The organism is Stenotrophomonas sp. NPDC077420, from assembly GCF_044543385.1.
GTDB lineage: Bacteria > Pseudomonadota > Gammaproteobacteria > Xanthomonadales > Xanthomonadaceae > Stenotrophomonas.
The window spans coordinates 135,624-162,362 of sequence record NZ_JBITVZ010000009.1; the positions used below are offsets into that span (position 1 = coordinate 135,624).

Annotated in this window: 21 protein-coding genes; 9 read left to right on the top strand and 12 right to left on the bottom strand. The window is 63.7% G+C overall.

Annotated features, from left to right (window positions below; genetic code table 11):
* The first annotated feature begins 1 nt into the window (after window position 1).
* Window positions 2-604 (top strand): HutD family protein, encoded by a 603-nt coding sequence (locus ACIGII_RS11095; protein ID WP_399638091.1) that lies wholly within the window; start codon window positions 2-4, stop codon window positions 602-604.
* Between the two features lie 77 nt (window positions 605-681).
* Here ACIGII_RS11095 and ACIGII_RS11100 read toward each other — a convergent pair whose 3' ends face one another.
* From ACIGII_RS11100 to ACIGII_RS11155, 12 genes are all read right to left on the bottom strand, one after another.
* Window positions 682-2,292: a sulfite reductase subunit alpha gene (locus ACIGII_RS11100; protein ID WP_399638093.1), complete on the bottom strand. Its 1,611-nt coding sequence runs from the start codon at window positions 2,290-2,292 to the stop codon at window positions 682-684.
* Complete coding sequence (locus ACIGII_RS11105) at window positions 2,289-3,263, bottom strand: FAD:protein FMN transferase (protein ID WP_399638095.1); 975 nt, start codon at window positions 3,261-3,263, stop codon at window positions 2,289-2,291. Before ACIGII_RS11105 ends, ACIGII_RS11100 begins: the two co-directional genes overlap by 4 nt.
* 24 nt (window positions 3,264-3,287) lie before the next feature.
* Window positions 3,288-4,094, bottom strand: a complete 807-nt coding sequence (locus ACIGII_RS11110) for a DUF4198 domain-containing protein (protein WP_399638096.1) — start codon at window positions 4,092-4,094, stop codon at window positions 3,288-3,290.
* A gap of 54 nt (window positions 4,095-4,148) precedes the next feature.
* Window positions 4,149-4,667 (bottom strand): DUF2271 domain-containing protein, encoded by a 519-nt coding sequence (locus tag ACIGII_RS11115; protein WP_399638098.1) that lies wholly within the window; start codon window positions 4,665-4,667, stop codon window positions 4,149-4,151.
* A gap of 35 nt (window positions 4,668-4,702) precedes the next feature.
* A complete protein-coding gene (locus ACIGII_RS11120; RefSeq protein ID WP_399638141.1) occupies window positions 4,703-5,317 on the bottom strand; it encodes a PepSY-associated TM helix domain-containing protein in 615 nt (204 codons plus the stop codon).
* A gap of 610 nt (window positions 5,318-5,927) precedes the next feature.
* Window positions 5,928-8,354 carry a TonB-dependent receptor domain-containing protein gene (locus tag ACIGII_RS11125; protein WP_399638100.1) on the bottom strand — a complete coding sequence of 809 codons (2,427 nt, stop codon included), beginning with the start codon at window positions 8,352-8,354 and terminating at the stop codon, window positions 5,928-5,930.
* A gap of 149 nt (window positions 8,355-8,503) precedes the next feature.
* The gene (locus ACIGII_RS11130; protein WP_399638102.1) at window positions 8,504-8,932 is read right to left on the bottom strand and encodes a hypothetical protein; all 429 of its coding nucleotides are present in this window, start codon (window positions 8,930-8,932) and stop codon (window positions 8,504-8,506) included.
* Window positions 8,933-9,080: 148 nt separating this feature from the next.
* A complete protein-coding gene (locus tag ACIGII_RS11135) occupies window positions 9,081-9,767 on the bottom strand; it encodes a Fe2+-dependent dioxygenase (protein WP_399638103.1) in 687 nt (228 codons plus the stop codon).
* 18 nt (window positions 9,768-9,785) lie between these two features.
* Window positions 9,786-12,107: a catecholate siderophore receptor Fiu gene (locus ACIGII_RS11140; RefSeq protein ID WP_399638106.1), complete on the bottom strand. Its 2,322-nt coding sequence runs from the start codon at window positions 12,105-12,107 to the stop codon at window positions 9,786-9,788.
* A 152-nt stretch (window positions 12,108-12,259) separates the two neighbouring features.
* The gene (locus ACIGII_RS11145; protein WP_399638108.1) at window positions 12,260-12,646 is read right to left on the bottom strand and encodes a hypothetical protein; all 387 of its coding nucleotides are present in this window, start codon (window positions 12,644-12,646) and stop codon (window positions 12,260-12,262) included.
* Window positions 12,647-12,783: 137 nt separating this feature from the next.
* On the bottom strand, window positions 12,784-13,116 hold the full coding sequence (locus tag ACIGII_RS11150; RefSeq protein WP_399638110.1) for a non-heme iron oxygenase ferredoxin subunit: 333 nt from the start codon (window positions 13,114-13,116) through the stop codon (window positions 12,784-12,786).
* Window positions 13,113-13,649, bottom strand: a complete 537-nt coding sequence (locus ACIGII_RS11155) for a GNAT family N-acetyltransferase (RefSeq protein WP_399638112.1) — start codon at window positions 13,647-13,649, stop codon at window positions 13,113-13,115. The genes ACIGII_RS11150 and ACIGII_RS11155 overlap by 4 nt, the downstream gene beginning before the upstream one ends.
* A gap of 387 nt (window positions 13,650-14,036) precedes the next feature.
* Here ACIGII_RS11155 and ACIGII_RS11160 point away from each other — a divergent pair, with 387 nt between their 5' ends.
* From ACIGII_RS11160 to ACIGII_RS11195, 8 genes are all read left to right on the top strand, one after another.
* A complete protein-coding gene (locus ACIGII_RS11160) occupies window positions 14,037-19,367 on the top strand; it encodes a wall-associated protein (protein WP_399638114.1) in 5,331 nt (1,776 codons plus the stop codon).
* A gap of 228 nt (window positions 19,368-19,595) precedes the next feature.
* Window positions 19,596-19,859, top strand: coding sequence for a hypothetical protein (locus tag ACIGII_RS11165; RefSeq protein ID WP_399638116.1), 264 nt, complete (start codon window positions 19,596-19,598; stop codon window positions 19,857-19,859).
* Entirely contained in the window at window positions 19,859-20,800 is a 942-nt protein-coding gene (locus ACIGII_RS11170) for an RHS repeat domain-containing protein (protein WP_399638117.1), read from the top strand. The genes ACIGII_RS11165 and ACIGII_RS11170 overlap by 1 nt, the downstream gene beginning before the upstream one ends.
* Before the next feature lie 1,103 nt (window positions 20,801-21,903).
* A complete protein-coding gene (locus ACIGII_RS11175) occupies window positions 21,904-22,314 on the top strand; it encodes a hypothetical protein (RefSeq protein WP_399638119.1) in 411 nt (136 codons plus the stop codon).
* Complete coding sequence (locus ACIGII_RS11180) at window positions 22,314-22,616, top strand: hypothetical protein (protein WP_399638121.1); 303 nt, start codon at window positions 22,314-22,316, stop codon at window positions 22,614-22,616. The genes ACIGII_RS11175 and ACIGII_RS11180 overlap by 1 nt, the downstream gene beginning before the upstream one ends.
* 16 nt (window positions 22,617-22,632) lie before the next feature.
* Window positions 22,633-23,106: a DUF4265 domain-containing protein gene (locus ACIGII_RS11185; protein ID WP_399638123.1), complete on the top strand. Its 474-nt coding sequence runs from the start codon at window positions 22,633-22,635 to the stop codon at window positions 23,104-23,106.
* A gap of 949 nt (window positions 23,107-24,055) precedes the next feature.
* A complete protein-coding gene (locus tag ACIGII_RS11190; protein WP_399638125.1) occupies window positions 24,056-24,931 on the top strand; it encodes an RHS repeat domain-containing protein in 876 nt (291 codons plus the stop codon).
* Window positions 24,932-26,037: 1,106 nt separating this feature from the next.
* Window positions 26,038-26,436: a hypothetical protein gene (locus ACIGII_RS11195; protein WP_399638127.1), complete on the top strand. Its 399-nt coding sequence runs from the start codon at window positions 26,038-26,040 to the stop codon at window positions 26,434-26,436.
* Window positions 26,437-26,739: the final 303 nt, after the last annotated feature.

The window sequence follows — 26,739 nt, forward strand, 5'->3', positions numbered from 1 at the left end:
CATGTCGACCGCTACTGCCTTGAGCGCTGCCACGCGCGTCATCCCGAGCTTTGAATACCGCCGCGAGCGCTGGCGCAACGGCCTGGGGTGGACGCGCGAAATCCTGCGCGTGCCCGACAACGACGAGTGGCAGCTGCGATTGTCGATTGCCGAGATCGAGCAGGACGCGGCGTTCTCGTCGTTTCCAGGGGTCGAGCGCGAGCTGGTGCTGCTGCGCGGGGAGGGGCTGCGCCTGCGCTTCGCCGATGGCGCGGTGCACACGCTGCTGCCACCGCATGATCGCCTGCGTTTTGCCGGCGAGGCGGCGGTCAGCGGCGAGCTGGTGGATGGGCTGACCCACGATTTCAACCTGATGTGGCGCCGTGACCGGATCGACGCCGCGCTGCTGCATCGGCCGCTGGTGGGCAGCATGTTCTTCTTCACCGAACCGGGCACGGCATGGGCGATCCATCTGCTGGCCGGGCAGGCGCAGTTCGAAGGCGAGCCAGACCTGCCGCCGTTGCAGCAGGGCGACACCGCGTGGCTGGCGGCGGGGGCGCGAAAGCGTTACGCGCTGACCGGTGGCGGTGAACTGCTGGCAATCCGCGTAGCCTCCCGCAGGTAGAGCGGACTGTCAGTCCGCTCTACCTGGTGAGGTGAGCATGCGATGGGTTCTGCGCAGCGATCTTTGCGCGGTGCGCGTCAATACACGTCGCGGCGGTAGCGGCCGGCGACGATCAAGGCTTCTTTTCCTTCGCGCCCCAACGCCTGCTCGATCACCGCGTCCACCGCCGGGGCCATGCCCTGCAGGCTGCCGCAGACCAGGATCGTGGCGCCGTCGCGCAGCCACTGGCGCAACGTGTCCAGCTCGGCCAGCAGCCGGTCCTGCACGTAACGGTGGGCGCCGCCGTCGCGGCTGAACACCGTGTCCAGCCGCGCGATCATGCCGGCACGCTGCCAGCCCAGGATGTCGTCGCCGAAATGGAAATCGTGCGCGGCGGTACGCTCGCCGAACAGCAGCCAGTTGCGCGCGGCGCCCTGTTCGACCCGTGCACGCAGGTGCGCGCGCAGCCCGGCAATGCCGGTGCCGTTGCCAATCAGGATCAACGGCACCTCGGGCGCTGGCGCATGGAAATTCGGATTGCTGCGGAAACGCAGGTCGATGCGTCCGCCCAGCGCGGCGTGGTCGCACAGCCAACCGCTGCCCAGCCCCGGCGTGCCGTCGGGGCGCAGCAGGCGGCGCAGCAGAAGCAGCACCTGGCCTTCGGCCGGCGTGCTGGCGATGGAGTATTCGCGGTGCGGCAGTGGCTTGAGCGCAGCGACCAGCGCGGCGTCCCCGGCGGGGACCGAATCGGTCAGCACCGGCAGGTGCGAACGCGCCAGCCAGTCGCGCAGCGACCGCCCTTCGACCTGCGCGTAGCCGTCGCGGGCGTGCCGGGCCAGCCATGCATCGACCTCGTCGGGATTGTGCTGCGGTCCGATCTCCACCACATCGCCGGCCTGCCACCCTGGAAGCACACCGTCGGCCGGCGCCAGGGCCACCGTCCAGGTGGCCGCACCGGGGCTGCCGGTGTTGACCTGGCGGCGCGACTGCAGCCGCCAGGGCTGGTAGTGCGCCGGGGTCCAGTCGGGCAGCTCGGTGACGTTGCCGCCCAGCTGGCCCAGCAGCTGCTGCCAGTGGCGCAGTGCGGCCGGGTCGGCGTTGTCCACGTCCACCGTGTCGAACAGCGGATGCGCGCCGTGCCGGCGCAGCCAGGCGTCGAGCTGGTGGCCGAAGGCGCAGAAGTGGCCGTAGCTGCGATCGCCCAGCGCCAGCACGCCGTAGTGCAGGTGCGGCAACGCCAGTGCCTGCGGCATCACCCGGCGCAGGAACGGCAGCGCATGGTCCGGTGCGTCGCCTTCGCCGGTGGTGCTGGCGATCAGCAGCATGCGCGTGGTCTGCTGCAGCAGCGCGGCGTCGACCTGGTGCAGGCCGCGCACGCGCACGTTGACCCCGGCCGCGCGCAGCACCTCGGCGCTGCGTTCGCACAGCTGTTGGGCAAAGCCGGTCTGGCTGGCCCAGACCAGCAGCAGCGGCGCCTGTTCGTCTTCGCGGGCGACGTCGTCGCGCGGGCGACCGCGCCACCACAGCAGCGTACACAGCGCGGCGTAGGCCGCCAGGCTGGCCGTCGCCCAGCGCCAGTGCGACGCCAGCGGCGCACCCGGCCACCAGTCTTCCTGCAGGTGCAGACGCAGCAGCAGCCCCGCCAGCAGGGCCAGCAGGGCCAACATGGCGAGGGTGCCCAGCGTTGCGCGCGAGGGGCCGCGCTTCATGTCGCGGCCTCCTGTTCGGCCAGCAGTGCGGCAAATGCCGTGCTCAGATGTTCGTCGATGCCATGCGCAGTGCGGGTGATGAACCGTGCGGCCAGGCCATGCGCGTTGGCGAATGCCAGCCCATCGTCCCGCCCCATCACCGTGAGCGCGGTGGCCCAGCCATCGGCTTGGAGGGCGTCGGCAGCGACCACCGTGACCGCGGCGGCGCTGCGGGTGACCGGCGTGCCCACGCGCGGGTCGAGGGTGTGGCTGTACTGCGTGCCGTCCTGGACGAACCGATGGAAGCGGTCACCGGACGTGGCCACGGCCAGATCGTCCAGCGCGAGCACACGCGGCGGGTTTGTCAGCGCGACTTCTTCTTCCGGGCCGGCTTCCACCAGCACCCGCCACGGCTGCCCGTCGGGTTTGCGGCCGTACCCGTGCAGTTCGCCGCCCACTTCCACCAGCGCGGCACTGATCATTCCGGCACGCAGCCAGCGGCTGACCAGATCCACCGCGAAGCCCTTGGCGATGGCCGACAGATCCAGTTCCAGCGCGCCCGGTTGCAGCAGGGTGCCGTGCTGCCACTGCAGCCGCTGCCATCCGCAGCGCGTCCGGGTGGCGGCAAGCAGGGCCGCGTCGGGTACGCGCCGTGCATGTGCGTGCGCACCGAAGCCCCACAGTGCCACCAGCGGACCCACGGTAGGGTCGAACGCGCCGTCGCTGCGCCGGGCGATGTCGAGTGCGCCGTCCATCACCTCGGCAAACAACGCCGGCAGCGGCAGCGCGCTGCCGGCAGCGGCGCGGTTGAATCGCGAAATAGCGCTGTCCGCTTCCCAGGTGCTCATCTGCGCCACGACGGCATCCAGCTTTGCCTGGATGCCGGCATGCAGCGGGTGCAGGTCGCGCCCGGCGGCGACAGCCAGTTTCACCTGCCAGGTGGTGCCCATGGTGTGGCCACCGAGACTGGCAATGTCGAGCAGAGAGGTCATGCGGTCGAATGCGGAATCGTTGCGTTACTGCGGCAGCACTTCCAGCGTGGCCACGTAGTTCAGGCGGCGCGTCTTGGCCTGCTTGATCGAGGTCTTCCTGTCTTCGCTGCTGGTTTCCAGCCAGTACATGCCGGCTTCGGGCCAGGTGACGGTGATCTCGCCCTTCTTGTCGCTGGTGAGCTTGATCTCGTCCTGCGCGTTGCGATAGCGGGTGCCGCCGCGGGTGATTTCGAAGACCAGCCCGGCGCGCGGCTTGCCGTCCACCAGCACGCGGAACGTGGCCGCTTCACCGGCGAACAGGTCATTGGGGTGGCCCAGCGCGACCAGCTCGATGCCACTGCCGGTCGGCGCCAGTGCGGTGGCATTCGGGGTACCGTTGGTGACGAAGGTTTCGATGCGGTTGACCGACTGGCTTACCTGCAGCTTCTTGGCCTTCTTCGGCACTTCGGTGGCGAAGGTGGCCGCGTTGCCGCGCCAGCGCCTCGGCTTGCCGTCTTCTTCCCAGCTGGCCGACAGGCCGTTGTTGACCGAGGCCAGGCGGTAGGTGCCCTGCTGGGTCAGCTCTACATCGAACACGCTGCGGAACTTGCCGGTGGCCGCGTTCTGCGGCTGCACGGTGCTGCCGTCCGGTGCGGTGATGACCAGGCTCTCCAGGCGCAGCGGCACGTGGTTGAAGTAGAACAGGTCATTGGACACAGCGGCATCGACGGTGATCCACGGCTTGTCGCCGGCAATCACGGTCTGCGACGGCTGCAGCCACGCCTTGTGGGCAAGGGCGGAGAACGGAAGTGCGGCGGCCAGGGCGGCGGCGAGGACGAGCGAGCGCTTCATCAACAACTCCAGGTGCGGGCAATGGGGCGCCCTCCGGGCGGAGGGCGGGAAAACTCAGGGCTTGGCCGACAGCGTGACCAGGCCCAGTTCGGTGCTGCCTTGGGCCTTGCCGGTCTGCGGCGCGGTGGCCGGCCAGGTGAAGGGAATCTTGAGCAGCTCGCGGCCGCCGACTTCGCGCGCGGCTTCCACCACCAGGGTGTAGTTGCCCGGGGCGAGGGTCTTCAGTGCAGGCTGCCTGTCGGTGAACGACAGCGCGTGGGTACCGGCCGGCTTGGTCGGCCCGGTCACGCCGTCCACCGGCACCTTCAGCTCGCGGCCGCTCTTGCGCCACCACTGGCGCAGGTCGGGCAGCCACTTGGTGCCGTGGCCCTCGCTGTTGCCGGTCTGCTGGTACCAGACCGCCAGGTTGGCGGCGACCTTCTGGTCTGCCCCTTCCAGCCACACCGCCACGTACGGGCGGTGGTACTCGGCCACGTTGAGCTTGGGCACCTCGACATTGATGTCCAGGGTGGTGGCATAGGCCGGCGAGGTGGCCAGCAGGCCGCTCAGGGCAATGGTGAGGGTGACGCGCATGGGTGCGGCTCCGGGAAAGGGAAGGGCGAGGGATGTCAGTGGATCAGGATCAGGGCGATCAGCAGCGGCACCATCAGGCCCAGGCCGACCAGCGGCCAGGTCATGCGGCGCTGGCGGGCGTGCAGGTGCAGCAGGAACAGGCCGGTGATGCAGAACACCAGGCAGGCCACGGCGAACACATCCAGGAACCAGCCCCAGGCCGGGCCGGCGTTGCGGCCTTTATGCAGGTCGTTGAAGTAGGACACCCAGCCGCGCGAGGTGGCCTCGTATTCCACCGCGCCGGTTTCGCGGTCGATGCTCAGCCACGCATCGCCGCCGGGGCTGGGCATGGACAGGTAGATTTCTTCGGGCGACCACTCGGCGGGGCGGCGGCCGATGGCAATGCCCAGTTCGCGGTCCAGCCAGCGGGCCGCGGCGCGCGGCACCGGGGCGTGGCCGTCGGCGCGGTCGCCGAGCTGGCCGAGCACGTCGGCCGGCAGTTCGAGCTGGCGGTTGACCACCTGCGGGGTGGCCTCGATTTTCGTGGCGTGGTTGAGCGTGATCCCGGTGGCCGCGAACAGCAGCATGCCGATCAGGCAGACGGCCGAGCTGATCCAATGCCACTGGTGCAGGGTACGCAGCCAGAAGCCGCGGTTCTGTTGTTGCTGCATGGCGGAAGGGGGAGCGCTGGTGGCCACGGTCACGGCAGGAAGACGAATAGCCAATTACACCATTGATGAGAATGGTTCGCAATTGTTGGTCGCGCGATGCCGGTCTGCGGCGTGTGCCGACCAACGGTCGGCACCTACCGGGGGGTACGCAGGCCAAACGGTTGGTGCCATCCGGGTGTGGCGCGCCGGTCAACAACGGTCGCCGCCGTCGGGGTGTGGGTGTGCCGACCAACGGTCGGCACATGTCGGGGTGTGGCGCGTTCGACCAATGGTGGTCACGTTACGGGGTGTGGGTGTGCCGACCAACGGTCGGCACCTACCGGGGTGTGGCGCGCCGGTCAACAACGGTCGATGGCGTCGAGGTGTGGCGTGTGCCGACCAACGATCGGCACGTGCCGGGGTGTGGCGTGTTCGACCAACGGTGGGCACGTTCCGGGGTGTGGGTGTGCCGACCAACGGTCGGCACCTACCGGGGTGTGGCGCGCCGGTCAACAACGGTCGATGCCGTCGAGGTGTGGCGTGTGCCGACCAACGGTCGGCACCTACCGGGGGGCGTGGGAGCCGGTAGCGCCCGACCGTTGGTCGGGCGGCGGCGCGCAGCGCCGGGACGTCAGAACGCCGCGTTCAACGAAATCCAGTAACTCCGTCGCTGGTCCTTCGTCGCGTAATCATCCACGCAGTTGAATTCGCTGTCGCTGATCAGCATGCACGACTGCGAAACGAAGTCCTTGTCGAACAGGTTGTTGACCCGCGCGTTCACCGTCAGCCACTCGTTGATGTCCCAGCTGCCGCCCAGGTGGAAGATGGTGTAATCGTCGTAATACCGCACCTGCGACGAACTCACCCCGCCCACGTTGCTCACCAGCGTGTCGCGGTAGCGGTCGTAGCGGCCTTCGCCGATCAACGACAGGCTCACCGCCTCACTGACCTGCCAGTTCAGGCTGGCATTGGCCATGTGCTTGGCGGGATTGCCGGCGATCGGTTGGCCGTTCGCGGCGCCACTGGTCTGCTCGGACTTCGTATACGTGTAGTTGCCGCGCAGCTGCAGGTTCTGCAGCAGGTCCACGTGCGCCGCCGCTTCAATGCCCCGCGTTTCAGCCGTATCGATGTTCACGCTCTGGCTGAAGGTGCTGTAGCCCAGCGCCGCCCAGCCCGGGCCCACGTCCACGCAGTAGCCGCCGCCGACCGGTGCCACTTCGCAGTTCGGGAAGGTGCCGCCGCTGGCGATCTTGTCGTCGAACGTGTTGAGGAAACCGGTGACGCTGATGCCCCAGCGCTCGCCCTCGTAGTACGACGCGATTTCATAGTTGGTGCTGGTTTCCGGCTGCAGGTTGGGCGAACCCACCAGCGGCAGCACGCCCTGGCCACCGAACCCGGTGACGCCGGGGAACAGCTGGTCCGGGCGCGGGGTCTTGTAGCCGGTGCTCACGCCACCCTTGAAGGTCCAGGCATCGCTGGCGTTCCACACCAGGTAGGCGCGCGGACTGACGTGGCTGCCGAAGATGTTGTGGTCGTCATAACGCACGCCCAAGGTGGCGGTGAGCGCGTCGGTGAGTGCCCAGTTGTCCTCGGCGAACACCGACCACATGCGGTGCTTCTGCTTCACGTTGTCGCGGTAGCCGGCGCCGTCCATGCCGAAGACGCCGTCGATCATGTCGGTGTCGGTGTACTGGCCGCCCAAGGTCAGCTTGTGCGCGTCGAAGCTCATGTCCAGCATCGTGTCCAGCACGTAGCCTTCCAGCTCCATGGTACGGAGCGGTCGCGGCAGGAAGGCTTGCAGCCGCGCAAGCTCGGTCGGGTTCAACGCCGACAGCCCGTTGCGGCTGCCGGCCGCGCAGTTGTTGGCCGCGCCGGTGCGGCGGCACACGTCGTTCCACAGCGTCTGCAGGTTGGCGCGTTCGTCCAGGGTCAACGGCAGCGAGCGCCCCAGGTTGTTGCTTTTGGTCTGGGTCAAGGTGGTCTGCCAGGTGCCGAAGGCGTAACGGCCCTGGTGGGTCAGCGCCAGCTGGTCGCGCTCATAGCGCTGGTAGGCGGTATAGCCCACGCGGGGTTGCACCACGCGGCGGGTGACCGTGCCGTTGCCGTTCGGGTTGGGGATGGTGGCATTGCCGACTCGCCACAGGCTGGCCAAGCTGTCCAGGGTGCCGGTCTGGCCTTCGCTGTTGTCGTACTTCTGGCGCGAGACGTCGTAGTCCAGCGACAGGTCGTGGTCGTCGTTGATCGACCAGCTCAGGCGCACGCCGGTGTTCCAGTTGGTGTTGGCCACCGCCTTGCCACCACCGCCGAAGCCGATGCTGCGTTCCCACAGCGTGCCGTCGGGCAGGGTCAGTGCTTCCCATTCCGGGTTGGAGGCCTTGGCATCGTAATAACTCCCGCGCACGGCCACGTCCAACCGTTCCTTCACCAGCGGGCCGGTCAGGTACACGTCGGTGGTGCGCGCATCGCCAAACTGGTCGTCCTGCTGCACGGTGAAGCCTTGGGTCACCGAGCCGTGCCAGCTGTCCTGGTTGCGCCGGGTGATGATGTTGATCACCCCGCCCATGGCATCCGAACCGTACAGCGTGGACATCGGGCCGCGCACCACTTCGATGCGCTCGATGGCATCCAGCGGCGGCAGGTAGGCGAACTGGCCGCCGCCGAAGTTGTTCGGGTACAGCTGGCCCACGTTGCTCTGGCGACGTCCATCGATCAGCACCAGGGTGTACTCGGACGGCATGCCGCGCATGGAAATGGTGGCGCGGCCGTTCTTGTCGGTGGTTTCCATGCCCACGTCGATGCCTTCCACGTCGCGCAGCGCGTCCACCAGGCTGGTATAGGGGCGCTTGCTGAGTTCTTCGCGGCTGACCACGCTGATGCTGGCCGGGGCGTCGGTGATCTTCTGCTCGAAGCCGGAGGCGGTGACCACCACCTGGTCCAGGGTCCTGGGGTCGCCGGCGGCCTCGCCTGCGGCCAAGACGGGGGCGCTCAATGCGGTGAGCAGGGCGATGCTGAGGGTGCGGCGGGACAGGGACGTGCAACGACGATGGCGCTGGGCCATGGTGGGTTTCCTCGACATGGATGCGAAAGCGGAAATGCCGTGGCCGGGGCCGCAGCAGGATCAGAAAATGCGTGGGGTACCCGCAGCGCGGGTTGGGGCAGTGCGGTCAGCGGTGGCCATGCGCGATCAAGCCGCAGGCGCTGACGCAATCAACCCTGTGGCGGGGCCTGGCCGCGCTGGACGCGCAGGCCGGGGGCCGCAGGTAGCGGCGTGGCCGGCGCCGAATCCACGGCCGGTGCGGTCTGTGGCGGGAGGTCGGCCAACGTGGCCAGGAAGGCGTCAATCGATTCGACCCGCACTACCGGCCGCTCGCGGAGCGGTTCGGCAGCCGGGCGGGCGCTGCCCATGCGGCGTGGCGTGGCCGGCGATTCTTCCTGCAGCCGGTGCTCACCGGCGGGGCGTTCTTCGGCGGGCAGCTGCAGCACCAGCGCGGCGGTGCCGGGCAGGTGGGTTTCCGCCAGCGGCAGGCTGCCCAGCAGCATCGACAGCAGGGCCAGCCACGCCAGCACCGTGCCCAACGCAGGGCGCTGCCCGCGCATGGCGGGGGCAAAGCTGCGGTGGCGATGGGGGTGGCGCAAGACGGAGTCCCTGTCGAATGCGCCGGGGGTCCGGCGCGGCGGGAATTGTAGATAGCGTTTGTGTCAAACGCAAATAGGAATGATTTACAGATCGTCCTGAAGGAATAGGCGCTGGCTTCGTTCAACCACGCAGGGTCTACGCGATTGGTCAGGTCTCGCTGAAGCGCCGCAGGAGGTTGTGGTACACGCCAGTCAGCTGCAGCACCGCGCCCGGATCGGCCCCGGTCACCCGCAGTTTCTCGATCGCCCCGTCCATTTCCAGCAGCATCCGCCGCGCGCCGTCATCCCGCACCATGCTCTGCACCCAGAAGAACGAGGCCACCCGCGTACCGGCGGTGACCGGGTTCACCTTGTGCAGGCTGCTGGACGGATACAGCACCAGATCGCCTGCGGGCAGCTTCACCTCATGCTCGCCGTAGGTGTCGCTGATCACCAGCTCACCGCCCTCGTAATCTTCCGGTGCATTGAGGAACAACGTGCACGACACGTCCGAACGCAGGTGGCTGCGCTGGCCGTCGGCGGTAGTGATCATCACCGCGCCATCCACATGGAACCCGTATTCGCCACCGCCCTGGTAGCGGTTGAAGCGCGGCGGCAGGATCCGCAGCGGCAGTGCGGCGGCGAAGAACAGCGGGTGCCGTTCCAGCGCCGCCAGCACGATCCTGCCCAGCTCGGCCTTCAGCGGTGAGGCGTCAGGCAACTGCTGGTTGCGCTTGACCTGCGCGCCCTGCACGCCCACGGTCTCGCGGCCGTCGGCCCAGTCTGCCGCGGCAAGCGCGCGCTGCAGGTGGGCCAGTTCGTCGGCGGTGAGGACATCGGGAACGTGCAGGAGCATGGCAGGGTCCTTGGTGGATCAGAAGCGGAAGTCCGCGCTGAACAGCACGCTGCGCGGGGCGCCCGGGGTGTAACGGTAGCCGCTCTTGTTGATCGCGGCCACATAGTCCTTGTCGAACAGGTTGTAGGCGTTCAAGCGCAGCACCAGGTGCTCGTTGATCGCATACGAGGCCACCGCGTCGTAGACGGTGTAGGACTTGGTGAACGCCGGCGTGCCTACCGCACCGTCGGTGCCACGGTGCATCTGGCCGGCGTAGCGCACGCCGCCACCCACGGTCAGGCCGAACGGGAAGGTGTAGCTGGTCCAGCTGGTGAAGGTCGCGCCCGGGGTGTAGGTGAGGTTGCGGGTTCCGTCGGCCGCCACGTTGGCGCCTTCCTCCACTTCCGTATCCAGATGGCTGTAGCCGGCCGACACCGACCAGTTCTCGGTGATGCGGCCCACGGTGGACACCTCGATGCCCTGCACCGACTTCTTGCCGGTCTGGGTGGGGTTGCCGGCGTCGTCGAGCACCTGGGTGTTGATCTCGTTGCTGACCTCTGTCTTGAACAGCGCCACGTTGAACGCCAGCGCGTCATCCAGGAACGCCCACTTGGTGCCCACTTCCAGGGTCTTGGCCTTCTGCGGGTCCAGGCTGGGGTTGTCGGCGCTGCTCACCGAGCTGCTCAGCTGGAAGTTGCTGCCGCCCGGCGGCTGCTGCGACAGCGCGTAGTTGCCGTACAGGCTGACGATGTCAGCCACCTTGTACACCGCGCCCAGCTTCCAGTTGAACAGGGTGTCGGAATGGGACAGCGAGGGATTGGCGATCACCGTGCCCACCGGGTTGCTGCCGCAGGCCGGGCCGCGCCCGCCGCAGACCACGGCGCTGTCGTAGTCGGTGGTGTAGTGGTCGGCACGCAGGCCGGCGGTGACCAGGAAGCTGTCGGTGAAGTGCAGGGTGTCGAACAGGTACACCGACGAGGTGGTGGTCTTGCCGCGGCTGTCGGCGCCGTTGTGCGCCCAGGTCAGGCCGGTAGCGTTCCAGTCGGGGGTGTACAGGTTGGCGGGCGACCAGGTGGTGCCGTTGGTCGCAGCCTGGCCGAAGCTCCGCAGCTCCTCGCGGGTGAACTCCAGCCCGGTGCTCAGGTTATGCTCGATCGCGCCGGTGGCGAAGTCGGCACGCAGGTTGAGCTGGTCGGTGAGGATGGTGTTCTGCTGGTCTTTGAAGGTCGGCAGGCTGCGCGCGATGGTGTAGGTGTCCAGGTTGTTGCGGTCGGTATAGCGGATGTTGCCGGTCGGCGCGCCGTTGGCGGCACGGGCGCCGGTGCCCATGAAGGCGGTCAGCAGGTAGTCCTGCTCGGTGCGGCCCCAGCGTGCGGTATTGGTCAGGCGCACGCTGTCGTTGAAGTCGTGCTCGATGCGGAAGGTCGCCATCTTCGCGGTGACATCGTCATGGTCGGCGCGGGTGCCGTAGAAGTTTTCCGGGTTCACCGGATGCCCGGCCAGCTGCTCCAGCGTCGGCTGCGGGGTCCAGCCGGGCAGGCCCAGCGTCGGCACGCCGCCATCGGGCACGTTGTCCTGGTCCACGTACAGCAGGTTGAGGATGTAGCGGGTGTTGGTGCCCAGGCCGAACGCGAGCGACGGCGCGATGCCCCAGCGCGAATTGTTCACGTGGTCGCGGCCCGGCTGGTCGTTGTCCTGCCACATGGCGTTGAGGCGCAGGGCGCTGGTGGCCCCGAGGGCCTGGTTCCAGTCGGCGGTGCCGCGCAGCTGGCTGTCGCTGCCCGCTGCAAGGGTACCGCTGACCTCGTCATGCAGGTGCGCCTGCTTGCTGACCATGTTGATCGAACCGGTCGGCGCCGAGCGGCCGTTGTCGGTGCCGGCCGGTCCCTTGGAAACTTCCACCTGTTCGGTGTTGAACACATCGCGCGAGATCGACCCGACATCGCGCACGCCGTCCACGAAGATGCTGCTCGAGGTGTCGAAACCCCGCATGAAAATGCTGTCGCCGGTATTGGTGTTGCCATTCTCGCCGACATAGAAGGTGCCCACGCCCGGGCTGTTGCGCAGCGCATCGGTGAGGGTGGTGGCGCCCTGCTGGGTGAACAGGTCGCGGGTGATCACCTGGATGGTCTGCGGGGTGTCCTGCAGCGACTGGGTGAACTTCGGCGAGGCGACCTTGTCGACCTTGAACCCGCGCGTGGCCAGCACGTGCACCTGGTCGAGCGTGCGGGCGTTGCTGTCGCTGGACTCGGCCTGTGCGGCCAGCGGCAGCGCGGCAAGGCTCAGCCCGGTGACCAGGCTGGCGGTGGCCAGGCTGGCAGCGCTGCGCGACGGGAAGGAGTGTTTGCGGCTCTTGATCATGAGAGGTGAAGACCTGGAAACGGAAAGGGAAGGACCGCGCACGCGCACAGGTGAGTCGCGCACGCAGGAGCACGGACGGGCGATCGATACGGAAACGGGGTAGGGCGGACAGCAGTCAGCGGCGCGCGCAGCGGTCGGCCAGCGCGGCGTGGTCAGGCGCGGACGGGAGGCGCCTGGGACAGGTGCGAGCGCAGCGGCCGCGTCGGAATGCTGGACCGCAGTGGGACGTCAGTCGCTACTACGCTGCCTCTTGACGACAGCAGGGTCTGGCGCCAGCCCGGTGCCGCGGGCGTGCCGGGTCTGGCATGTTCGGCTTCTTTTTCGGTCGCCGCGCAGGCGTGGAAGCCCGGTTCGGGGCGGCTGGGTGCCGGGTCCCCGCATTGGCTGGACCCGGCTACCGCGGCGCGTATCGTCTGGGCCGTGCCCGCGTTCACCGAAGCCTTGCCGCCCAGCAGGGCGACAAGCAGGCACATCATGGCGGCGGCGGTCAGCAGCAGCGGGGTCCAGCGGGCGGGATGGGCGACGCGGGCGGAAGCCATGAGGCGGGGTCGGTCAGGCCGGGACGGCGAATGACGCTAAATTAACAGAAACGATAATGATTCGTATCCACCGTCCTGTGGCAGGCATCACAGAAGTTGCTGCTACCCAATTCAGGTTTCCTATCGCGTTGCCCGGATCACTCGCGATCGTCGCGGGTCCAGACCCCGCCGTGTTCCAGCTTTACCGGGAATTTCGGCACCGGCGAGTACGCTGGCGCGCACAGGGCGCGGCCGTCGCGCACGTCGAAGCGCGCGCTGTGCAGCACGCATTCGATGCTGCCCTCTGTGGTATCGAACGTCCCCGAGGACAGCTCGAACTCTTCATGCGTGCACTGATCTTCGAGGGCGTACAGATCGCCATCGAGATTGAACACGACAATAGGGGTGCCGGTGACCTCGTCGAAGGTGCTCTTCATCTCGCCGGGCAGCAGCTCGGCGGTGGCGCAGACGAAGGTCCAGGTCTCGCTCATGCCTGCGCCGCCAGCGGCTTCTCGAGGACCTCGAAGCGCAGATCGTCGCGCTTGGGAATACCGAACCGTTCATCGCCGTAGGGGAACGGCTTCTTGATGCCGGTGCGTTGGTAGCCGCGACGCTCGTAGAAGGCAATCAGTTCATCGCGGACGTCGATCACCGTCATCTGCATCACCGGCACGCCCCATTCGCGCGCGGCATGGGCTTCGGCCGCCTCCATCACCTGCTTGCCGATGCCGCCACCCTGCTGCACCGGGTCCACCGAGAACATGCCGAAGTAGCCCTTGCCGTGGTCGTCGGCCACATGGGCGCAGGCGACCAGCGTGCCGTCACGTTCGGCCAGCAGGACGGTGCTGCGCTCGCGCTCGATGTCGGCTTTCAGGCCGATCGCGTCAATGCGCGCGCCGTCCAGGATGTCCGCTTCGGTGGTCCAGCCGGCACGGCTGGCGTCGCCACGGTAGGCCGAGGTGACCAGGGTGATCAGGGCGGGGATGTCGGCCAGCGTGGCCGCACGGTAGGTCAGGGTGCTCATGGCGCCATTCTAGGGCTCGGCGGCGGCGGCGGGTAGCGATGGGGGCTGCGCTAGTCTGGCTAGTCGAAGATGGTATCCACGGAAGAATCGTGGGCGTGAGCGGTCCGCACATCTGTAGGGGAAATCCTCAATGTGATTATGGTCACGCAAATGCGGCCCGAATCGGATCAGCTGTGCGCGAAAACGGAGCGTGTCCTCTTGACTAAGTCTCCAGCGCCGCCCATAAACTCGACCGGTAAGGCGAGTCGACGCTTCGGGGATTCAAGAGCAGACACTCCGGGAACCAGATTGCTTCCTGCCCCAGTGGGCGGGCCGGAAGTGAATGCCTGAGTTTTGCCCAAGCTTCACCAGCGTCGCGCGGCAGCGTATCGACACTAGGACCGGGGAATGCAATTGACTGCGAACGACCATTCTTGCCCGTGTGGGCCCATTGGCCGTCTGGCCCATCTGATCATTGCGGTCGCCATGCTGGTGCCGCTTGCGGGACACGCGCAGATCGTGCCCACCTGGAGAGAGGAATACGAAAAGCGCCTCAAGTATGGTGATCTCGTTGAACCGCTCAAGGGTGAGGTCTTTGGTGAAAAGGTCAACCTGTACGACGGGTCGATGAGCCTCAGCGCAACGGATATCTCGCTGCCGGGCAACAGCGGCCTGGTAGTCGGCATCAGCCGCAGTTACGGTGATCTTGCCGGAAATTCGAACGACAACGAGTTCGGCAACTGGTCGCTGGATGTGCCTTCTCTTTCTGGAACGTATGGCGATCAGCCTGAAACCGAAGTGGGCGGTTACTGGACCCCCAGCGCCCGGTGCTCGACGGTTACCGCGCCGCCCACGTTGGAGGTCTGGAACTACAAGCAGACGCAGATCATCAACTTCGACCCGCACACCTATTGGGATGGCGTACGTCTGACCCTGCCCGGAGGACAAGGGGAGACCGTGCTGGCCGGTAGTGGCGACCCGCGCCAACCTACCCCCCAGCTGGGTTCTTCCACGCCCTGGAACACGAAAGGCGGCTGGTTCTTTTCCTGCCTTCCTGCGCTCAAGAGTGGCCAGCCCGGCGAGGGTTTTCTGGGGCACGCACCGGATGGCACGAAGTACTACTTCGATTGGATGGTTGCACGCCACAACGAGTCCGCCACGCTTCAGCCCTACGACACCATCACCCACGCCACCCTGAAGCGGAAGAAGGTGTTCCTCTACCCTTCGCAGGTAGTGGACCGCTTTGGCAACTGGGTGCGGTATGAGTGGACCGGAGGACGGTTGGACCGGATCACGGCCAACGATGGACGAATGATCACTCTGGCGTACGACGGCCAGGGACGGATCAGCACCGCCAGTACCAACAACCGGACCTGGACCTATACGTACTCGCCTGCCGGGCCGCTGCAGTCGGTGGTCCTGCCCGATGGAACCAGTTGGGGCTACAACTTGCCGCCGGTCTATGTGACCAAGAAATACTCTGAGTACACGGGCCAGGACCCAGCGCAGTACATGGACAACCCCGCCATGTGCGCCAAAACCAACAAGATCGTACAGACCGAGACCGTGGCGACCATCAGCCATCCATCCGGCGCCGTGGGGACGTTCGCGTTCCGACCATTCCGGCATGGGCGCAAGAACGTGCCATTCAACTGTCAGACGTCCGGGGATGAGCAACTGCTCGCCGATGGCTGGAACCTTACGCCGATCTACCGAGATGCCATGTCGTTGGTCAGCAAGACGATCAGCGGGCCCGGCATGCCGACGGCGCAGTGGACGTACCAGTACACCAATCTGGCTGGGCAGTACGACCGCAATGTACACGCAGCGGGTTGGCCGATGTACCCGGTGGGGCAGTCCGAGCCCAAGATAACGATCGAAACAAACCCGGATGGTGTCACTCGCACTTACGAATTCGGAAAGGAAGTCGCCTACAACGACGGTCTGCTGCTCGCCACCACCACCAGCAGTGGCGGGAGCGTGGTACGTATCGATCGCAACAACTATTACCCCGATGCCTTGCTGGCGTCGGCGCCATTCCCGCGCGAGTCCGGCCGCAACCTGAAGTATGGCGCCACAGAGCTGGGCGAACACTTGAACCGTCCGGTCCAGAGTACCTCGATCCATCAGGACGGCGTGGAATTCACACGCCAGGTGCAGACCTTCGATTCATCGGTACGTGAGGTGGACGTGACCGAATCCAACTCCGCCGGATTCAGCCGCAGCAGCACAACACAGTACTACGACAATCCGCAGCTATGGCTGCGGGGCCAGTCCGCCCGCACGCTCTTGAATGGCATTGAACAGTCACGCACCGAGTTCGACGGTGCTACCGGGCTGCCGCTTCGTGCCTTCGCCTTTGGTCGTCTGGCGCAGACCGTCAGCTACGCGGCAGACGGCACTGTAGCCACAGTCGCCGACGGCCGGGGCAACGTCAGTCACCTGTCGAACTGGAAACGCGGCGTGCCCCAATCCCTCCGTTTTCCTCCTACCCAGGAGGCGACCAGCGGCGCGACCAGGACGGTGGAGGTGGATGACAATGGCTGGATCACCGCACTCACGAACGAGGCTGGCAGCACTACGCGCTATGGCTACGACAGTATGGGGCGACTTCTTTCGCAGCAGTACCCCGCCGCCGACACCGTGGCATGGAATGCGGTTGGCTTGGCTCTGCAGCGACTCGGGACCGCAGAGTTGGGTGTCCCCGCAGGTGCGTGGAAGCACTCCAGAACTCTGGGCGCGCAGCGAACGGATACCTACTTGGACGCAATGTTCCGTCCGGTGCTGGTGACGCAGAATGTAAACAACATCCTGGACAGCGCGGTGGTCACGCGATACGACAGCAGCGGCCGCGCTGTGTTTACCTCCTACCCCATCCGGCAGTTCTCGGGCATCGGCCAAACGCTGGCAGGCAGCACCACCGGATATGATGCCTTGGGGCGCCCGCAGACGGTTCGCCAGTCATCTGAGCTCGGCGACCTGGTCAGCACGACCCACCATATCGGAAATCTCTCGGTGCAAGCCACGAACCCTCGTGGTGTGGCCACCGTAACCCGCCATCTGGCATACGACCAGCCGACCTATGAGATGCCGCTGACCATCCAGCATCCGGAAGGCGTGGTCACAGAGATCCAGCGTGACTCGCTGGGCAAGCCACTCGCGATCACGCGGCGTAACGCGGATGGGAGCCAGACCCTGACCCGTCGATACGTCTATGACGGCTACCAGCAGCTGTGCAAGACCATCGAGCCAGAGACGGGGGCAACCGTGCAGGACTACGATGCCGCCGGCAATCTCGCGTGGTCCGCCGCGGGCACCGGTTTGACCAGTGCTGCTGACTGCAATCGGGCCGAAGCGCTGGCCAGCGGACGCGCAGTAGCCCGAGGCTACGACGCCGTCAACCGTCTTTCCGACCTGACTTTCCCTGACGGCCGTGGCAACCAGAACTGGTATTACTCACCCGACGGCCTCCCTGTTGAGGTTTACACCAGGAACGATCCCGCCGAGCAACCGGTGATCAATCGGTACTATTACAACCTTAGGCGCCTGCTGGTCGCGGAGAGTGCGCAGCATTTCAGCCTGGGAACAATGACCCTCCACAACGGGTACGACGCCAACGGCAATCTTGCATGGCAGATCTATCCGAACGGGCGCAGGATCGACTATGCGCCCGACGGCTTGGGCCGTACCACCATGGTCGGTACCTATGCGCAGCAGGCCAACTATCACGCCAATGGTGCGTTGGCTGGATTCATCTACGGCAATGGCATTGCCCACACCATGGTCCAGAACGCCCGCGGACTTCCCGAACGCAGCCGAGACGCCAACGCGGCAGGCGCCGTCCACGATGACAGCTATGATTACGATGCCGTCGGTAACGTGGTCGCCATCTCTGACGGGTTGCCGGGCGCGCCTGGCAACCGCGACATGGCCTACGACGGCCTGGATCGCCTGCGGACCGTCACCGCGCCGAGCTTCGGCAACGCCGTGTACGAGTACGATGCGCTGGACAATCTGCGCAGGGCGAGGGTGGGTGCCCGCGACCGTACGCACTACTTCGATCCTGCGAATCGGCTGGCCAACGTCATGGAAACTGTTACTGGCGCCACGGTTACCGGCATGGGGTACGACGTGCAGGGCAACCTTGCTGTCCGCAATGGCCAGGCATTTTCCTTCGACTACGGAAATCGCCTGCGGAGCGTGGCGGGTGCGGAAAGCTATGAATACGATGCTCACGGTCGTCGCGTGAGGTCGCTTTCCACGTCTAGCGGTGCCATCTACTCGTTCTACGACAATGCAGGAGTGCTCCGGTTCCAGCGCAACGAGCGGACCGGCAAACAGACGGATTATCTGTATCTGTCCGGCAGCCTGGTTGCCCAGGTGAGTGGCGACGCCGCACCGCGTGTTCCTGTGCTCACCGCGCCGGGCTACATCACCCAAGGTAGCGTGACATTGACTTGGACGCTGGCCGGCGGTGCGAATCGTTACGAGTTGCAGCAGGCAACGAGTGCGAGCTGGACCACGCTCTACAGCGGGGGGGCGCAGGCATACGCCGCTGCCGGCCTGCAGACCGGCACCTACCAGTACCGTGTCAGGGGATGTCGCACGGTCTGCGGTGACTGGAGCAACCTCGCCAGTGTCGCGGTGGATCTGCCGCCGTCCTCCGCGCCGGTCCTGACCGTGCCCGGTGCTGCGTACAACGGAAGCTATTCGGTGGGCTGGTCAGTGTCTGCCGGTGCCACCACCTATGAGCTTCAGGAAAGCATGAACGGTGCCGCTTGGGCACTTGTTCATAATTCAGCACTGCGCTCGCTCAATATTGTTGGCAGGCCCGCAGGCACACACGGTTATCGGGTGCGCGCTTGCAACCCCGTCGGGTGCACGGGTTACAGCACCACTGCATCGGTAACGGTGGTGTATCCGCCTTCGGGAGTTCCAGGTCTCAGCGTGCCCAGCCGCTCCGGGCCAGGCAGCATTGGCATCGGTTGGAATGCCATCGGGGGCGCTGATCGCTACATGTTGCAGGAAAGTGCGAATGGGGCGGGCTGGATCACGCTGTTGGACGCGAACGCCACGTCGTATGCCACTACAGCGCGGGGCGTGGGCAACTATGCGTACAGGGTGGCGGCCTGCAATGGCGCAGGTTGTGGGGGCTGGTCCGCTGCGGCAAGCGTTGGCGTGATCGGGCCGCCCGGGGGCGAGCCAGTGATCAGTGCGCCGGGACTGGTCAACGTGAACAGCTACAGCATCAGTTGGAGCGCGCCGGTCAATACGGAGAGCTTCGTACTACAGGAGAGTGCCAACGGCGGCGGATGGACCACCGTGCAGGGCGGCGGGTCCAACAACTTTGGGGCTGTTCGAGGCAACGGCAGCTACGCATACCGGGTGCAGGCGTGCAATTTCGTCGGTTGCAGCCCGTTTTCGGGCATTGCCACAGTCACGGTTGTCCTGCCGCCGCCATCAACGTCTTTCTATATCGCCAGTTGGTTGACCACGAAGAGGCCGCCATATCAGGTTGAATGCGAAGTGGGCTGGCATGAGGTTCCCGGGGCAACCGAGTATCAACTCGAAACTGGCGGCGGCGGTATCCGCCTGTACAGCGGTCCGAAAGGCTACGTAGCCTCTCCAGGCGGAGCCTATTGCGCGCACGACTATCGCGTCCGCGCGTGCAATGCCGGTGGGTGCTCGGCGTGGACGCCGGACTATCCAGTGACGCATGGAGTGCTGAGCTATGAATGACGCCGCCAATGTGTCAACTATCGGCTCACCGAACTTCAAGCCCGCGATCAGCGTGGCCCGCCTGGGCGGGACTAGCGTCGTGCCAGATGGTCGAACATCGCTGGAGTCCCGTCGCTGCAACGGCCGATGCGCCTACCGGTGCAGCCCTGCAACTTTGTTGGCTGCGGGCCTTGGTCTGGCATCGCCACGGTCACGGTCTCGCTGCCACCGCCGATGCCCACTATAACCATGGCCAATTGGCTCTCCACGACGACGGCTCTCTACCGTATCTGGTGCGATGCCGACTGGACCCCGGTGGCGACTGCCACCGAATACCAGTTGGAGACGAATATCGGTGGCAAACACCTGTACACCGGGCCGAAGACATACGTGAGCGCAGCAGGCAATGCGTATTGCGGATCACCGATCCGGGTGCGTGCCTTCAACGCGGGCGTGTGTTCCGCGTGGTCGCCTTTGTTCACCCCCGCGCGCGGCGTGTACGAGACTGAATGATGAACACGATCAAGATGACGAACGTGGTGACGCGCGGTTTGCTGACGTTGTTGCTTGCGACCGGGATGCTTCACGCCGCTGCCGCCCAGGAGACGGTTGAATACGTTCATACCGATGGACTTGGGTCACCGGTTGCGGTGACAGATACTAGCGGTACTGTGGTCGAGCGAACTGCTTATGAGCCATACGGCGCGGTAGTCAATGGTGCAGCCAAAGATGGTCCCGGCTACTCCGGGCACGTGGCCGACTCAGCTACTGGGCTCAGCTACATGCAGCAGCGCTACATGGACCCCTACACTGCTACCTTTATCTCGGTTGACGCAGTATCTGCGTATAGCCAGCCCGTAGGGGCATTTGGGAGATATAGGTATGGAAACAATAATCCATACAAGTACTTAGACCCAGATGGCAACGAGGGTAAGGTGGCTTGGCTCGTCAAACTGACCTCAAATGGGATGCGGAAGCTATCGAGACTAACGAAAGAGCAAGCCATCAACGCAAGGAGGGCAGAACAGAACATTGTCGCTGACCGCCGTCAGGTAGGAAGTCAGATCGAAACGGCTTCAACAGGGGGGCGTGCAGAACAGCTGAAACACAAATCCCATGACCTTGAAGACGGTTCAAAGGGCTTGCCCCACTATCAAACGGAGGGCAAGCGGGGGCACACCTTCTGGGGTAAGCTGAGTGTTGCCGCAGCCGCCGCGTCAGGCGCGATGGATCAAGTGGCCGAAGCCTCGGAGTATGTGCCCGATCCAATGCCAAGGCTTGCGACCCAGGCTGATATCTCTCGGTACAACAACGTGATGGGAAAAATAAGCGAGATGACTGGCCTGCCCACCCCTGGGGTGCGTATGGGGGTGAACGGTGAATTCAAAGGCTACTTCAGGGTTGATGGGCGTCTTGACGCAAAACGCCTTACTAAAGAACTTGACATAAAGTAGGGGCGTTGGACGTGAAGTACTATCAGTTCATGATTGAGGGTGTGTTCGTCAGGCAAGGGGCGAGCAGGGAACGGTTGGGATTCCACACTACGTTCCGATTAACTGCGTTTAGTACGCGAGATGGTGCAGGAAAGCTCGGAAGGTTGCTCGAAGAGCGCATGTCGAGTCATGACGTTCGTGGCGCTGGTGGGCTTCTATTTTGCCCATACTACTGGATTCACGATGTCTGGGAGATTTCCGAGGATTTGTATAATGAAGGCCGAAGACCTTCTGGATTTACCTTCTTTCGGATTGGCATAATGGATACTCTATATTTGGCAGCACGAAGGATATATTTCTTTTCCAGGCGGCGATGGTTGCTCATTCAGCCAGAAGGGGATCTCTGAAGGGCCGAATGAATCGACCTGTACTAGCGTGCAGGTCGCGAGCTACATCGAGCAGCGTCGCTATGACCTGAAGAGAGCTCAGGTCCTCTCCGTGACCCAGTTGAGCGCCCTGGAAAATGCCGTCTGTGTGCTCGTCGCTATTCATACGCAGACCGAGATCTATGCGGTTACGTGGATCCGGCTGGGCCTGATGCGGTGAATGTCCTAGTAAACGTCACTATTACAGGTCACAGTCATTCCATCATCAAGGCAGCGAATCCGGATAGCTGAGTCGTCCTCGATCTGCGTCCGTGTTGAGGTAGAGATCGGCGGCGGTGTATGCCATGTCGTTGATGTGACAACAGCTTGATTCGAGGACACCACGCGTGGAGAGCAGAAGCTGGGATGAGGTGCGTAAGCGGAGACTGTTGCTGGCCGATGAGGAGGGGCGTGCGCATCTGCGGTTACACCACGGCGCCGCTCTGGTCCAGGCCATCTGGGCCTGGATTCACCCGGCACGTGGAGGACTCGAAAACTGACCTAAACTACATGCAGCAGCGCTAATACGACTCTAGTGCGGGGCAATTTTTAAGCGTAGACCCTGTTGGTGTCAGTCCCGTTGACGGGATAAACTTCGGAAGATACCGGTATGTTTCGGGGAATCCATATTCCAACACTGATCCCGATGGACGCTGCGACGGTCCATCGACCTGCGCCATAGATAGAGACGTCGCCGCAATGAATCGTGGCGATATGTCAAAAGATAAGTTCTTTGATCGCTCGCAAGCGCGCGCAGGAGGCGCAATCACTGGGGTTGCCATAGTCGCCATCGGTCGGGCTGCAGTCGCAGTCGTTCCCGCACTGGTGAAGCTGGCGGTAGCAAAGGTAAGGGCGCCGCCCAAGCTAACCAATGGCCAGAAGAGCAGTTTGGCAAGGTTTGAGAAGAAATTCTCCCGCGACAACAGGAACGTGGAAGTGAGTCTTCAGAAGAACGGTACAGCTAACTTCAAAAACGACGTCCCAGGTAGGGTGCCTGGGTCGAAGGCTGTGTATGAAAATTCTGTCGATCCTAGTGGAAGGACACTCTCTGCCCAGAAAACAACACTCGATCCTGCTGGAAAAGTCATTCACATAAAGGACAAGATGTGATGGTTGATATGTTGCCGGATATTGAGAGCCTAGAGGTTAAGGTCGAACAAGCCAAGCTCGCAGGAAAGCTCTATGTACTCACGAGGTTGCACGTGGTTGGCGTGCTGAGGGGGCTGCGTGACGGTCGGATCAGTCTGGATGCTGCAACTCAGTGGGCAGAATTCTTTGACGTAAACGAGGATGTTGAGTTGGAGTTCGAGGATATTTCAAAGGTTTTGTTTGAGCTGTCTTCGCCTGAGATCAACGGAATTCCAAGTGGTGAGAGGATCAATGAGCTGCTCTCGCGCATGGATCAGTTGTAGTCGAGGCGACCCTCCGATGCCTACTCCGTACGTGAAAATCGCATTCAAGTTGCCCCGTGGGGATGACGGGTATCCTCCGGTGGATTGGGAGAGTCTGTGGGCAATCCCTCTCAGTGATGGGAGCTATCTTGTGGATAGCGTTCCGTTCTATGTAAAGCTGATTAGTTCGGGTGATGTTGTTGCTGCGTTGCATGTGGACGGACAGTTGACATTCCAAAAATTTCTGGCCGCAGGCGGACACTCTACAGTCCGAGTGATCGTATACGAGGTTGATCGGGTAGCTGAGCTTAGAAGCAAGCTGTCTGGCTTGGGTTGTGCAACGGAGCTGAGTAATGTTCCGTCCTTCTTTTCCGTCGACGTTCCGCCGGACGTCAACTTGTCTGACGTGGTGAATTTCCTGGAGCGCTTTGCTGGGCAGGGCGTCTTAGACTATGAAGAGGCATCCATCCAGCATGACAATGGGGACGTCTTGGCTGTAGATGTTGAGTGACTGCCCAGCATTTTGGGGGGCGATAAGAGTGCTGCGGCTTCACAATTTGCTTAACGGCCCGACATCGGCCTCCCGGTAGTGGGTCTGCGCGACGAGTTTGTTCATTGCTGTTAGGGCCTCATCTTCAGGCCCGAGAACCATCGTTGGCTGAATCTGAAGTTGTAGCGATTCGGTAGGTGTTTCGCCCGGCGCCGCGCCGGGCCTCACCTTGAATGCCAGCTCGGGCCGGGCAGCATTGGTATTGGCTGCAATGGCATCGGCGGGGCAGACCGCTACACGCTGCAGGAAAGCGCCAATGGTGCCGGGTGGGTCACGCTGCTGGACGGCAATTCTACGTCATACGCTACCTCCGCACGCGGGGTAGGCACCTACGCATACCGTGTTGCTGCGTGCAACGGCGCCGGTTGTGGCGGTTGGTCTGGCACGACAAGTGTGCCCGTCATTGCGGCGCCCTCCCTGGAACCTGTGATCAGAGCCCCAGGGCTGGTGAACGTATCTACGTACAGCATCAGCTGGAGCGTGCCGGCCAACACAGAGAGCTTCGTGCTTCAGGAAAGCGCCAACGGCGCTGGTTGGACTACGGTCCAGGGCGGCGGGAGCAACACGTTTGGCGCCAATCGAGGCAACGGCAGTTATGCGTACAGGGTGCAGGCATGCCACCCGCTACACCGGCATTCCACACGGCAACCTAGCTCTCGACAAAGAAGGCTCCCATCCGGATTCAATGTGATGTTGGCTGGGCAGGTGTGCCGATGCCGCACGGTATGAGCTGGATTCGGGGGACGGAACCGCTGTTTTCTACAACGGTGCGCACACCTACATCTCATCGAGTAACCTACTGCAAGAACAGCTATCGCGCTCACTCGTGCAACGCTGGTGGCTGCTCGGGGTGGTCTGGCGCGTATCTGCTGACCCGTGGCGTGCTGAGCGACGACTGAGGATGACAATCATGGACGCACTTAAAAAGGCATGCCGGGCAAGTGTCCTGGCCGTACTCGCAACACTGATGGTGAGCCAGCAGGCTGTTGCGATCGAGGCGGTCGAGTACATTCACACCGATGCTCTCGGCTCACCGGTGGCGAGCACCAACGAACGCGGGGACGTGATTGAGAGGTCAACCTACGAGCCGTATGGCTCACTTGCCAATCGGCCACCAAATGATCGTCCGGGCTACACGGGACACGTGACCGACTCTTCCACCGGACTCAGTTACATGCAGCAGCGCTACATGGATCCTCAGCTCGGGTTGTTCCTATCGGTAGATCCTGTGGTGGCTTATGGCCAACCAGAGATCAGTTTCAATCGCTATCGATACGGTAATGGCAATCCATACAAGTTCACGGATCCCGACGGTCGGAATGCAATGCTGCTCGAGGTAGGAATACCGCTAATGATTGGGTTGACTGCGGTCTATGCCTCGACGACACCTGAGCAGCGAGCAGAAATTGGTCGGATTAGTCGCGCGGCGGTGGGGGTCGTGGCAAAGAAGGTCGCGGAAGGAGCGCGGGCGCTTGTTCAGAAATCAGAGAACAATAATCCCTATGACGGACCGGTAAGCGAGCCCGTAACTGTGGTAGATGGCGACGGGAACGCTATTCCTGTTCAAGCTGGTGAAGAGATCAAAGCGTCACCGGATGGACGTTATCAGCAGGTACGTGATCGGGAGGGCAATCCAACAGGAACTAGGTTGGACAAAGGAGGGCACAAGGGGCAGTCTGATCCCAAGGCTCAAGGTCCTCACGGCCATCGGCCCGGAGTCACGGATGAGGTTGGAAATCCGCATCTTCCGCTGAACGAACCGAAACCAAAGCTTGAAGGCTTCTGATATGTCACTCTATAAGTACGACGACCGAGTACGTGTGATTGAGAGTGCTGACGCTCACTTGAGACCAGGGAGTGACGCATGGGTGGTTGGAATATTTGAAAAGCGCCCTAGCGGCTCATACTTTGCCGATTTTCCAGATGGCGTGATATACACCATCGAGTATGAAGATGGCCAGGCTGCTGACGTGCACGAAGCGCAATTGGAGGCGAGGCAGTAGGAGCTAGGATTCGCTGCTGGGCTGGTCTTCTGTGCCTGTTGCTGCTGGGAGGATGCGTTGGCGATCGCTCGAAGCGCCCGTACGTCACCAACCATCAGCCAAGCCGCGCGATCGCGCAAGGCTATGCACAGGCGTTTGAGCGAACGTTCGCCACAGAGGTGATTCCCCGCCTGCACGGACGCGCGTGCCGGATACATCTGGTCGATTTCGTCCAGAGGGACGCCACGGTAGGCCAGCCGTCCAGCTATGAGATCTACCATGTAGTGACAGGCGCGCAGGAGAAGATGCTGGGTGCCGGGACCTGCATCCCGCACCCGCTCGTGGGACCCTGCCTGGGCAGCGTTGGCCGGTCGGCACTGGAGATGTGTGACCCCCCGGCAGTCCCGGAAGCATCACGCGCGGGGGTGGGATGACGATAGCGGATTATCATTTGCACTAGACGGGCCGAGCACTGTCGAGGTCGCCGTAGTCACCCCCGACAAGCGGTTCGTGATGCTGGCATCGGCGGACTTCCTGTGCCAGGGAGTTTCAAGGGAGGGCGGGCTGCAGCCCCAGGAGGGGTGAATGAATCAAGCGTTCGTGGAATCGCACAAGGTGTTTCGCCATCGTCTGCCTGATGGCGATCATCAGTACGATCTGGGTCTGGCGCACCGCGAGGGTGCTCGAACGGGATCGTCCTGATCTGCTGCAGGCGGTTGGGATAGGGCGGGTTGAATTCGGGCTGCGGCGCTACCGGAGATTCGCCAGGCTGGAACTCATCTCGGGTGGAGCCGGACTGACGCCCCGCAGCGCTGGGCATTGCGCGCGCTGTTCGCTACTTACGCACTCTTCGCCATGATGCGTGTATTCGGACTTCAATGAATGGTCCGGTGCGCGAGCGTCAAGGCCCATGAAAATTTCGCTGCAACTGAGGACAAGGTTGATGAGGCTCTCGGAGATTCCCAACCTGGAACAGCAGGCGATCAAGTGTCTGATTGAGGCTGGCGGCGTACCGGAAGAGCTGAGGGCTCAGATTGAAAGCGTCCGCACTGTCTTGCGATCGGAAAGTAGCGTGGGCGTGTATGTCGATTTTGATCTCGACGGGGAGGTACCGTTGCCTGTCGGCGAGCAGGACTTTGAGATCGCGGGGCTATCGGCGACGGGGTCAGGGGGCGATGAAGTAGAGTTCATTCTGTTCGTGCGGGGTGGCCGTCTCTCTTGCCTGGAGGTCTATACGGTGCTTCCGAAGCTTCCGCCATACGCATCGCTCATGCTGTCCCCTGGTTCCGACATGGGGATTCAGTGCTGATCGGTTTCACTACAAAGGGCAGTAGCCTTTCCTCTGCTCAATCTTCCAGGCTTTGAATAGGGATCGAGGCGTCGTGTGCTGGCTGATATCAGAAAGCTGTTCACTCTAGCAAGCGCTGAGGCTCAGGGATTCCGCCAGCTCCCTGGTCGTGTATCCGGGGAGGCCTGTGGGCGGTGACCGGTTCTCACCGAAGGATCTGCCCGATGGATGAACCTGCCCCTTGAGATCGGACGCCAAGAAACACGTGGTCAGCCGGCGGCTTTCAATCGTTTGGCATATTCGTTGGGTGATAGATATCCCAGC

Coding starts and splice junctions, on each gene's coding strand:
- ACIGII_RS11110 (WP_399638096.1), bottom strand. CDS start 4,094: ATGAAGCGCTCGCTCGTCCTCGCCGCCGCCCTGGCCGCCGCACTTCCG.
- ACIGII_RS11105 (WP_399638095.1), bottom strand. CDS start 3,263: ATGACCTCTCTGCTCGACATTGCCAGTCTCGGTGGCCACACCATGGGC.
- ACIGII_RS11150 (WP_399638110.1), bottom strand. CDS start 13,116: ATGAGCGAGACCTGGACCTTCGTCTGCGCCACCGCCGAGCTGCTGCCC.
- ACIGII_RS11170 (WP_399638117.1), top strand. CDS start 19,859: ATGAACACGATCAAGATGACGAACGTGGTGACGCGCGGTTTGCTGACG.
- ACIGII_RS11095 (WP_399638091.1), top strand. CDS start 2: ATGTCGACCGCTACTGCCTTGAGCGCTGCCACGCGCGTCATCCCGAGC.
- ACIGII_RS11175 (WP_399638119.1), top strand. CDS start 21,904: ATGAATCGTGGCGATATGTCAAAAGATAAGTTCTTTGATCGCTCGCAA.
- ACIGII_RS11145 (WP_399638108.1), bottom strand. CDS start 12,646: ATGGCTTCCGCCCGCGTCGCCCATCCCGCCCGCTGGACCCCGCTGCTG.
- ACIGII_RS11160 (WP_399638114.1), top strand. CDS start 14,037: ATGCAATTGACTGCGAACGACCATTCTTGCCCGTGTGGGCCCATTGGC.
- ACIGII_RS11135 (WP_399638103.1), bottom strand. CDS start 9,767: ATGCTCCTGCACGTTCCCGATGTCCTCACCGCCGACGAACTGGCCCAC.
- ACIGII_RS11190 (WP_399638125.1), top strand. CDS start 24,056: ATGGACGCACTTAAAAAGGCATGCCGGGCAAGTGTCCTGGCCGTACTC.
- ACIGII_RS11195 (WP_399638127.1), top strand. CDS start 26,038: ATGAAAATTTCGCTGCAACTGAGGACAAGGTTGATGAGGCTCTCGGAG.
- ACIGII_RS11100 (WP_399638093.1), bottom strand. CDS start 2,292: ATGAAGCGCGGCCCCTCGCGCGCAACGCTGGGCACCCTCGCCATGTTG.
- ACIGII_RS11125 (WP_399638100.1), bottom strand. CDS start 8,354: ATGGCCCAGCGCCATCGTCGTTGCACGTCCCTGTCCCGCCGCACCCTC.
- ACIGII_RS11180 (WP_399638121.1), top strand. CDS start 22,314: ATGGTTGATATGTTGCCGGATATTGAGAGCCTAGAGGTTAAGGTCGAA.
- ACIGII_RS11155 (WP_399638112.1), bottom strand. CDS start 13,649: ATGAGCACCCTGACCTACCGTGCGGCCACGCTGGCCGACATCCCCGCC.
- ACIGII_RS11165 (WP_399638116.1), top strand. CDS start 19,596: ATGGCCAATTGGCTCTCCACGACGACGGCTCTCTACCGTATCTGGTGC.
- ACIGII_RS11185 (WP_399638123.1), top strand. CDS start 22,633: ATGCCTACTCCGTACGTGAAAATCGCATTCAAGTTGCCCCGTGGGGAT.
- ACIGII_RS11115 (WP_399638098.1), bottom strand. CDS start 4,667: ATGCGCGTCACCCTCACCATTGCCCTGAGCGGCCTGCTGGCCACCTCG.
- ACIGII_RS11140 (WP_399638106.1), bottom strand. CDS start 12,107: ATGATCAAGAGCCGCAAACACTCCTTCCCGTCGCGCAGCGCTGCCAGC.
- ACIGII_RS11120 (WP_399638141.1), bottom strand. CDS start 5,317: ATGCAGCAACAACAGAACCGCGGCTTCTGGCTGCGTACCCTGCACCAG.